Origin of the sequence: Micromonospora sp. NPDC006431 (genome assembly GCF_042870725.1) — a bacterium.
Lineage (GTDB): Bacteria > Actinomycetota > Actinomycetes > Mycobacteriales > Micromonosporaceae > Micromonospora.
In genome coordinates, this window is record NZ_JBIAHQ010000027.1 from 67,565 (window position 1) to 74,478 (window position 6,914).

Below are 6,914 nucleotides of genomic sequence, written 5' to 3' on the forward strand. Positions count from 1 at the left end.
GCGGACCCGGTCGGTGAAGTCTCGACCAACCCGAAGTGTCCCGTCAACCACCTGCGACGGCGCGATCGTGCCCGGAACCGCCCGGAACCGCGCAGCTAGCGCCCGCCGGACCGACCGTCGTCGATCACTTTCCGCGCCTGGCCTTGATCAACGTCAGCCGTTCCTGGGTGACGGTCAGCCGCTCCTGGAGGCCCTCGGCGCGGCTCTGGAGTTCCTCGGCGACCGACCGCATCGCCTCCGCCTCGGCCTGGCGGCGCTGCAGGGCCACCGCCGCCCGGCGCAGCCGGGGCAGCCGCGCCAGCACCGGCCGGACCGCCAGGGCCAGCACGAGGAGCGGGAACAGCACGACCCCGAGCACGATCCACGTCACCACGGCGGTCAGCCTACTGGGTGCGGCCGGCCACCGCCGGATTGGCGCGATCCACCGGCGTCGCGTACGCGTCGAGCGCGGCGGCCGCCTGGGCGCGGACCTGCTCGGCCAGCTCGGCCGGGGCGACCACGGTGACGTCCGGGCCGAGCCCGAGCACGAACCGCCGCGCCCAGCCCAGGTCGGTGACCCGCAGCGACACCAGCCACTGCTCACCGTCGGCCTCGACCCGCTCGCACGGGTAGTACTCGGTGATCCACCGCTCGCCCCGACCGACCCGCAGGGTGATCAGCGGCAGGTCGGCCGAGGGCCGGAACACCCCGTCGCTGAGGTCGTGGGGGCGGGCCTGCGGCGGCACCACGCTTGCCTCGTCCAGCTCGGTGACCGCGTCGATCCGGTCGGCCCGGAACAGCCGGACCGCCTCGGCGCGGCGGCACCACGCCTCCACGTACGCCCGGCCGCCGACCATCAGCATCCGCAGCGGGTCGATGGTGCGCTCGGTGGTCTCGTCCCGGGCCGCGGTGTAGTAGGTGATTCGCAACGCCCGACCTCGCTCCACGGCCGCCCGCAGCTCACGCACCCGGGCGGTGTCGCCGGGCAGCCGCACCTCCACCGGGGCGCCGGCCAGGTCCCCGGCCGCGCTCTCAATCTTGGCGAGGGCCCGCTCCACCGCCTCCCGGTTGGCCACCCCGGGCGTCTCGGCCAGCATCCGCAGCGCCACCACCAGGGCGAGCGCCTCGTCCGGGGTGAGCCGCAGCGGCCGGTCGATGCCGGCGTCGTAGGTGATGGTCACCCGGTCGCCGTCGAACGCCATGTCGATCAGATCGCCCGGGCCGTAACCGGGCAGCCCGCACACCCAGAGCAGCTCCAGGTCCTCGCGGAGCTGCCGCTCGGTCACCCCCAGATCCCCGGCCGCCTCGGCGATCTCGATGCCGGGGCGGGCGAGCAGGTAGGGCACCAGGTTGAGCAGCCGGGCGAGCCGGTCCGCCGAGGCGCGGCCCCCGCGGGCCGCCGGGCGGGTCACCGGGCACCCCCGGCCACCGCCAGCTCGTCGTGCCGCGCGGCGATCTCCTTCAACCGCTGGATGACCGCCTCGCGGACCTCCGGCGGCTCCAGCACCCGGGCGTCCGGGCCGTAGCCGACCACCTGGCCGGCCAGGTTGTCCGCGTCGGCGTACGGCAGGACCAGGCGGTCGCCGTCCGGCCCGCAGCTGATCCCCACCGCCCAGCGACGCAGCCCGGCCGCCCGGCCCGGGGCGACCAGCACGGTGGCCCGGCCGGTCCTTTCCACCGGCCCGGACCAGCGGGCCACGTGGCTGATCAGGTCCACCCCGGCGGGCGGCTCGTAGGCCCCAGGCTGGCCGGTCACCCGGACCGTGCCCACCACGCGGGACAGCCGGAAGCAGCGGGCCGCCTCCCGGTCCAGGTCGTGGCCGACCACATACCACCGGCCGCGCCAGCAGACCACGCCCCACGGCTGCAGCCGGCGGCGGGTCGGGGCGTCCCGGTCCGGCACCCGGTAGTCGAAGTTGACCTCCCGCCGGTCCCGGGCGGCGGCGGTCAGCGGGGCGAACGCCGGGTCGACCGTGACCATCGGCTCCAGGCCCAGGGTGGCCTGCGGGTCCACGTCGATGCCGGCGGCGCGCAGCTTCGCCAGCCCCGACGAGGCGGCGGCGGCCAGGCCGGCGTGCTGCCACAGCCGCGCCGCGATGCCGACGGCGGCGGCCTCGTCCGGTTCGAGCGGAATGTCGGGCAGGGCGTACTCGCGGGGGGCGATCCGGTAGCCGGGCTCGGCGTCGAAGACGCTGGCCGTGCCCGTCTCCAGCGGCACCCCCAGCTCGCGCAGCTCGGCCTTGTCCCGTTCGAACTTGCGCTGGAACGCCTCGTGGTCCTTGGCGTCGTCCGGGTCGTGCTCGTAGCCGGGCACGGTCGCGGCGATCTGGGCGGCGGTGAGGAACCGTCGCGTCGACAACAGGCAGATCACCAGGTTGACCAGGCGTTCGGTACGGGTCCGGGACACGTGTGAACGCTAGCAGCCCGCGCGTCCCGGGCGTGCACCCACGCGGGCGCGCCGCGCGGAACGCGCACCCGAGGCGGCCGTGCCCCACCCGTCGCGGGCCGTCCCGCCCGACCGGCGCAGCGCCGGCACCGGCCATATGGTGAGCGCATGGCGGAAGCGGAAGTCAAACGCGAGAGCGTGGGCACGGTCATCGTGGCCGGCTCGGCGAACCTCGCCATCGCGGTCGCCAAGGCCGTCGCCGGCCTGCTCTCCGGCTCGGCGGCGATGCTCTCCGAGGCCGCCCACTCGGTTGCCGACACCACCACCGAGGTGCTGCTCTACCTGGCGCTGCGCCGCGGGGCCCGGCCCGCCGACACCCGGCATCCGTTCGGATACGGCAAGGAGAGCTACGTCTGGGCGTTCCTAGCCGCGCTGTTCACTTTCGTGGTGGGCGCCGGCTTCGCCATCACCCACGGCGTCACCACCATCCTCGTGCACCAGCACAGCGGCAACTTCCTGGTGTCGTACATCGTGCTGGTGATCTCCTTCGTGGTGGAGTCGGTGTCCCTGGCCCGGGCGGTCCGGCAGATCCGTCGCGAGTCCCGCCGCTGGCGGGCCACCCCGGGCCGCTACCTGCGCCTGACCGCCGACACCACCGTCAAGGCGGTCTTCATGGAGGACACCGCCGCCCTCATCGGCCTGCTCATCGCCGGCGTCGGTCTCGGGCTGTCCGAACTCACCGGCGAGGAACTCTACGACGGGATCGCCTCGATCCTGATCGGGGTGCTGCTGCTGGTGGTCGCCGCCATCCTGGCGCGGAGCAACATCTCGCTGCTGGTGGGCCGGGCCGTCTCGGAGCGCGTGCACCGGAAGATCGAGCACGAGCTGGCCTCGCTGCCCACCGTGGACCGGGTCCACACGCTGATGACCATGGTGCTCGGCCCGGATGACATCCTGGTCGCCGCCAAGGTCGACTTCCACAACGACGCCACCGGCGCGGACATCGAGGCCGCCGCCGACGAGGCCGAGCGGCGGCTCACCGAGCACTACCCCGAAATCGGTTACGTCTTCCTCGACCCCACCCGGTCCATGCCAGGCACCGACCGCGGACGGGCCCGGCGTACCCAGAACGAGGGCGACCCGCCCGTGGACCAGCAGACCGACACCTTCTGACGCGCGCCGGGCCACCCGGACGCGCCCCGGCCCGCCGACGGCCGATAGTTTCCTGGGCATGGTGCGATGGCGGTCCGGCACGGTCACGGCGGTACGGCGGCGGTGGGCCGGCGCGACGGAACTCGACGTCGACCTGCCCGACGGCGGCCGGATGCGTGCCCTGGCCTACCCGGCGCTGGTCGGCGACCCGGAACCCGGCGACCGGGTGCTGCTCAACGCCGGCGCCCTGCTGATGGGCCTCGGCACCGGCGGATACGCCCTGGTCGTGGCCCTGCCCGACCGGCTCCCCGCCGACCCGCCGCAGGCCGCCGACAGCCGCGACGCCGGCCACCTGGTCAAGGCCCGCTACACCCCGCTGCAACCGATCCTGCTCGGCGTCGACGAGGAGGCCTCCCCGCACCACGCGGTGCTGGCCGCCGCGGACAGCCTCGACGGGATGCCGGTGGTCACCGCCGACCTGCACTCGGCCCTGCCGGCGATCCTCGCCGGCGTCCACGCCGACGCCCCGCACGCCCGGGTGGCCTACCTGCTCACCGACGGCGGGGCGCTGCCGGCCTGGTTCTCCCGCACCCTCGCCGGGCTCGCCGACCACCTCGCCGGCACGGTCAGCGTCGGCCAGGCGTTCGGCGGCGACCTGGAGGCCAGCACCCTGCACAGCGGCCTGCTCGCCGCCCGGCACGTGCTGCACGCCGACCTCGCGATCGTCGCCCAGGGGCCGGGCAACCTGGGCACCGGCACCCGCTGGGGCTTCTCCGGGGTGGCCGTCGGCGAGGCGGTCAACGCGGTCGCCACCCTCGGCGGACGGGCGGTCGGCTCGTTGCGCATCTCCGACGCCGACCCGCGCCCTCGGCACCGCGGCGTCTCCCACCACAGCCTCACCGCGTACGGCCGGGTGGCCCTCGCCGCCGCGGAGCTGGTCGTGCCGGACCGCCTCGACCCGGCCCTGGCCGCCGAGGTGGACCAGGCCCTCGCCCCGCTCGCCGACCGGCACCGCATCGTCACCGTGCCCACGGACGGGCTCGACGCGGCGCTGCGGGCCAGCCCGGTCGGCCTGTCGACCATGGGCCGCGGCCTGGACGCCGACCACGCCTACTTCCTGGCCGCGGCCGCCGCCGGCCGCCACGCGGCCCGCCTGCTCGGCTGAGCCGTTCGGCCGGCGGCGGACCGGCGCTCAGCTCGCGCCGTAGCCGTGCGCGACGATGTGCGCGGCGGACCGCTCGTACGCCGCCGGGTCCTGCGGCGCCCAGGTGCCCAGGCCGTCGACGTACCGGTTGTACATGCAGAACGCCGCGGCGATCAGCACCGCGTCGTGGATCTCCAGGTCGGTGGCGCCCGCCGCGCGGGCCGCGTCGACCAGCTCGGGGGTGACCGCCCGGCCGCTGCGCTGCACCGCCCCGGCTATCCGCAGCAGCGCCCGCAGCTTTTCGCTGACCGGCGCGGTGGTGACGTCCCGGCGCACCTGCTCCACCAGCGGCATCCCGGACGGCAGCTGGGCGGCCGCGAACGCCGAGTGCGACGAGCAGCAGAACGTGCACTCGTTCAGGCTGGACACGTAGGCGGCGATGAGCTCCCGCTCGCCTGCGGTCAGCGTGGGGTGTGGGGCGCGCAGCAGCTGCTCGGCGAGCGCGTTCAGCGGCTTCGCGGTCTCGGGACGGAACCGCATCGGCCCGTTGATGCCCGGGTGGGCCTTTTCGTCCAGGCCAAGATCGATATGTGCCATGACGTCGCCTCCCACCCGAGCCGGCCGTGGCCGACTGCGAACCCGGTCCATCCGGCAACCTGCCAGGCCCCGGGTGGGGCGGCAACTTCCCCCGTGCGCTGTCCCGGCGCCGACCGGTCCGCCGCGGACCGCCCACCCGCCGACCCGCAGCGAAGACCGCACGGTCGAAGACGCCCCGCCGGCCCGGCCGCCCCCATCCTGTCCAGGTATCCGACCCCGGCCGCATCGACCCCGGCCTCCCCGCCCGTCACCACAGGGGCCCGTCGCGGGACGGCGCGGCCCCCGTAGCGGAATGCGAGGCGCCATGTCCCTGCGACAGCTCCCCGAACGCCAGCTCCTCACCCCGGCGCCCGGCCCCGGGCGCCGCCTCCGGGTCGCCCTGCTCAGCGCGGCAGCCGGCGTCCTGCTCGCCGTGCTCTGGTCGTTCGAGCTGGTCGACAAGGTCATCGGCGACAACATCGCGAACACCGTGCTCGGCCACGACACCAAGGCCACCGCGATCACCGGCACCGCCGCCGGGCTGCTCTTCGCGTTCGTCTCCGGCTTCGCCGGCACCTTCACCGCCTGCAACATCGCCATGGCCGCCTCGGTCGGCCCGATGAGCCAGGCGTCCGGTGGCCACGCCAGCGCCGCGCCGCTGCGGTCCCTGCTCCGTCCCGTCGGCTGGCTGGCCCTCGGCATGATCGCGGTCTCGGCCGGCTACGGCGCCATCGGCGTCCTGCTCGGCGACCGGCTCCCCCAACTCTCCACCGACGTGGTCGGCGGGGTCCCGGTCCGCCTCATCCAGTCGTCCGTCGTGTTCGGCGTGATCGGCCTGGCGCTGACCTACCTCGGGCTCGCCGCGCTCGGCCTGCTCCCCGACGTCTTCGCCCACCGGCCGGTCAGCCGGGTGGTGACCATGGGCGCGCTGGTCGGCGGCTTCCTCATCGGGCGCCCCTACCCGATGTTCAACAAGCTGTTCCACTGGGCGGCCGACACCGGCAACCCGCTCTACGGGGCACTCGCTTTCACCCTGCAGTCGCTGGGTAACATCCTGCTCGTCACGCTGATCTTCGCGATCGTCGTCGTGGTCAGCCGGGGACGCTTCCTGCGCTGGATGGCCGACCCCCGCCGCGCCGCCGTGGTGACCGGCGCGCTGCTCGTCGCCCTGGGCATCTTCACCGTCGTCTACTGGGACGTGCGGCTGCCCGCCCGCTTCGGCATCGGCTGGTTCCCCAGCATGCCGTACAACTGACCGGAACTGGGGCGGCGCCGGCCGCCGTAGCCGGCGCGGCCGGACCCGGACTCAGCCGGCGAGGAAGATGAACGCCAACCAGCCGACCACGATCAGCGCCAGCGCCACCCCCAGCACCCAGGTCGGCACCTTGTACTCGCCGCGGCGGTTCCGCTCGATCTCAGCGCGGATCTTCTCCCGGCGCCGGTCGATCCAGTTGAGCTTCTCGGTGCCACGGTCGCGGCCGGAGGGTTCGGAAGTGTTCATCGCGACGCCAGCGTACCCGTGAGCGGGGGGGGGGGGGGCCCCCCCCCCCCCCCCCCCCCCCCCCCACCCCCACCCCCCCCCGCGCCGGGGGGTCGGGAAGCCCTGGGGGCGGACGGGTCAGGTGGCGTCGTCGTAGCTGGCGCGGGGGGCCGGGGCGGGGGCCGTGCTGCCGGTGG

General features: G+C 75.0%; 8 protein-coding genes. 3 read left to right on the top strand and 5 right to left on the bottom strand.

The genetic code is table 11. The features are described from left to right. Window positions 1-124 precede the first annotated feature (124 nt). From ACFYM6_RS31290 to ACFYM6_RS31300, 3 genes are read right to left on the bottom strand one after another with little or no spacing between them, the layout of a single operon-like run. On the bottom strand, window positions 125-373 hold the full coding sequence (locus ACFYM6_RS31290; protein WP_387281074.1) for a hypothetical protein: 249 nt from the start codon (window positions 371-373) through the stop codon (window positions 125-127). A 10-nt stretch (window positions 374-383) separates the two neighbouring features. Next, the gene (locus ACFYM6_RS31295) at window positions 384-1,391 is read right to left on the bottom strand and encodes a helix-turn-helix transcriptional regulator (RefSeq protein WP_387281075.1); all 1,008 of its coding nucleotides are present in this window, start codon (window positions 1,389-1,391) and stop codon (window positions 384-386) included. Next, window positions 1,388-2,386 (bottom strand): helix-turn-helix transcriptional regulator, encoded by a 999-nt coding sequence (locus tag ACFYM6_RS31300; protein WP_387281076.1) that lies wholly within the window; start codon window positions 2,384-2,386, stop codon window positions 1,388-1,390. Before ACFYM6_RS31300 ends, ACFYM6_RS31295 begins: the two co-directional genes overlap by 4 nt. Window positions 2,387-2,533: 147 nt before the next feature. Between ACFYM6_RS31300 and ACFYM6_RS31305 the strand changes: the two genes are divergently transcribed. After that, entirely contained in the window at window positions 2,534-3,538 is a 1,005-nt protein-coding gene (locus tag ACFYM6_RS31305; protein WP_387281077.1) for a cation diffusion facilitator family transporter, read from the top strand. Between the two features lie 58 nt (window positions 3,539-3,596). Beyond that, window positions 3,597-4,682, top strand: coding sequence for a DUF3866 family protein (locus ACFYM6_RS31310; protein ID WP_387281078.1), 1,086 nt, complete (start codon window positions 3,597-3,599; stop codon window positions 4,680-4,682). A 27-nt stretch (window positions 4,683-4,709) separates the two neighbouring features. On the opposite strand, the gene ACFYM6_RS31315 is transcribed toward ACFYM6_RS31310, so the two are convergent. Next, window positions 4,710-5,258: a carboxymuconolactone decarboxylase family protein gene (locus ACFYM6_RS31315; protein ID WP_387281079.1), complete on the bottom strand. Its 549-nt coding sequence runs from the start codon at window positions 5,256-5,258 to the stop codon at window positions 4,710-4,712. Between the two features lie 304 nt (window positions 5,259-5,562). On the opposite strand from ACFYM6_RS31315, the gene ACFYM6_RS31320 reads away from it, so the two are divergent. Further along, complete coding sequence (locus ACFYM6_RS31320; RefSeq protein WP_387281080.1) at window positions 5,563-6,492, top strand: hypothetical protein; 930 nt, start codon at window positions 5,563-5,565, stop codon at window positions 6,490-6,492. Between the two features lie 51 nt (window positions 6,493-6,543). On the opposite strand, the gene ACFYM6_RS31325 is transcribed toward ACFYM6_RS31320, so the two are convergent. Beyond that, entirely contained in the window at window positions 6,544-6,738 is a 195-nt protein-coding gene (locus ACFYM6_RS31325; RefSeq protein WP_073836761.1) for a hypothetical protein, read from the bottom strand. Between the last annotated feature and the right edge of the window lie 176 nt (window positions 6,739-6,914).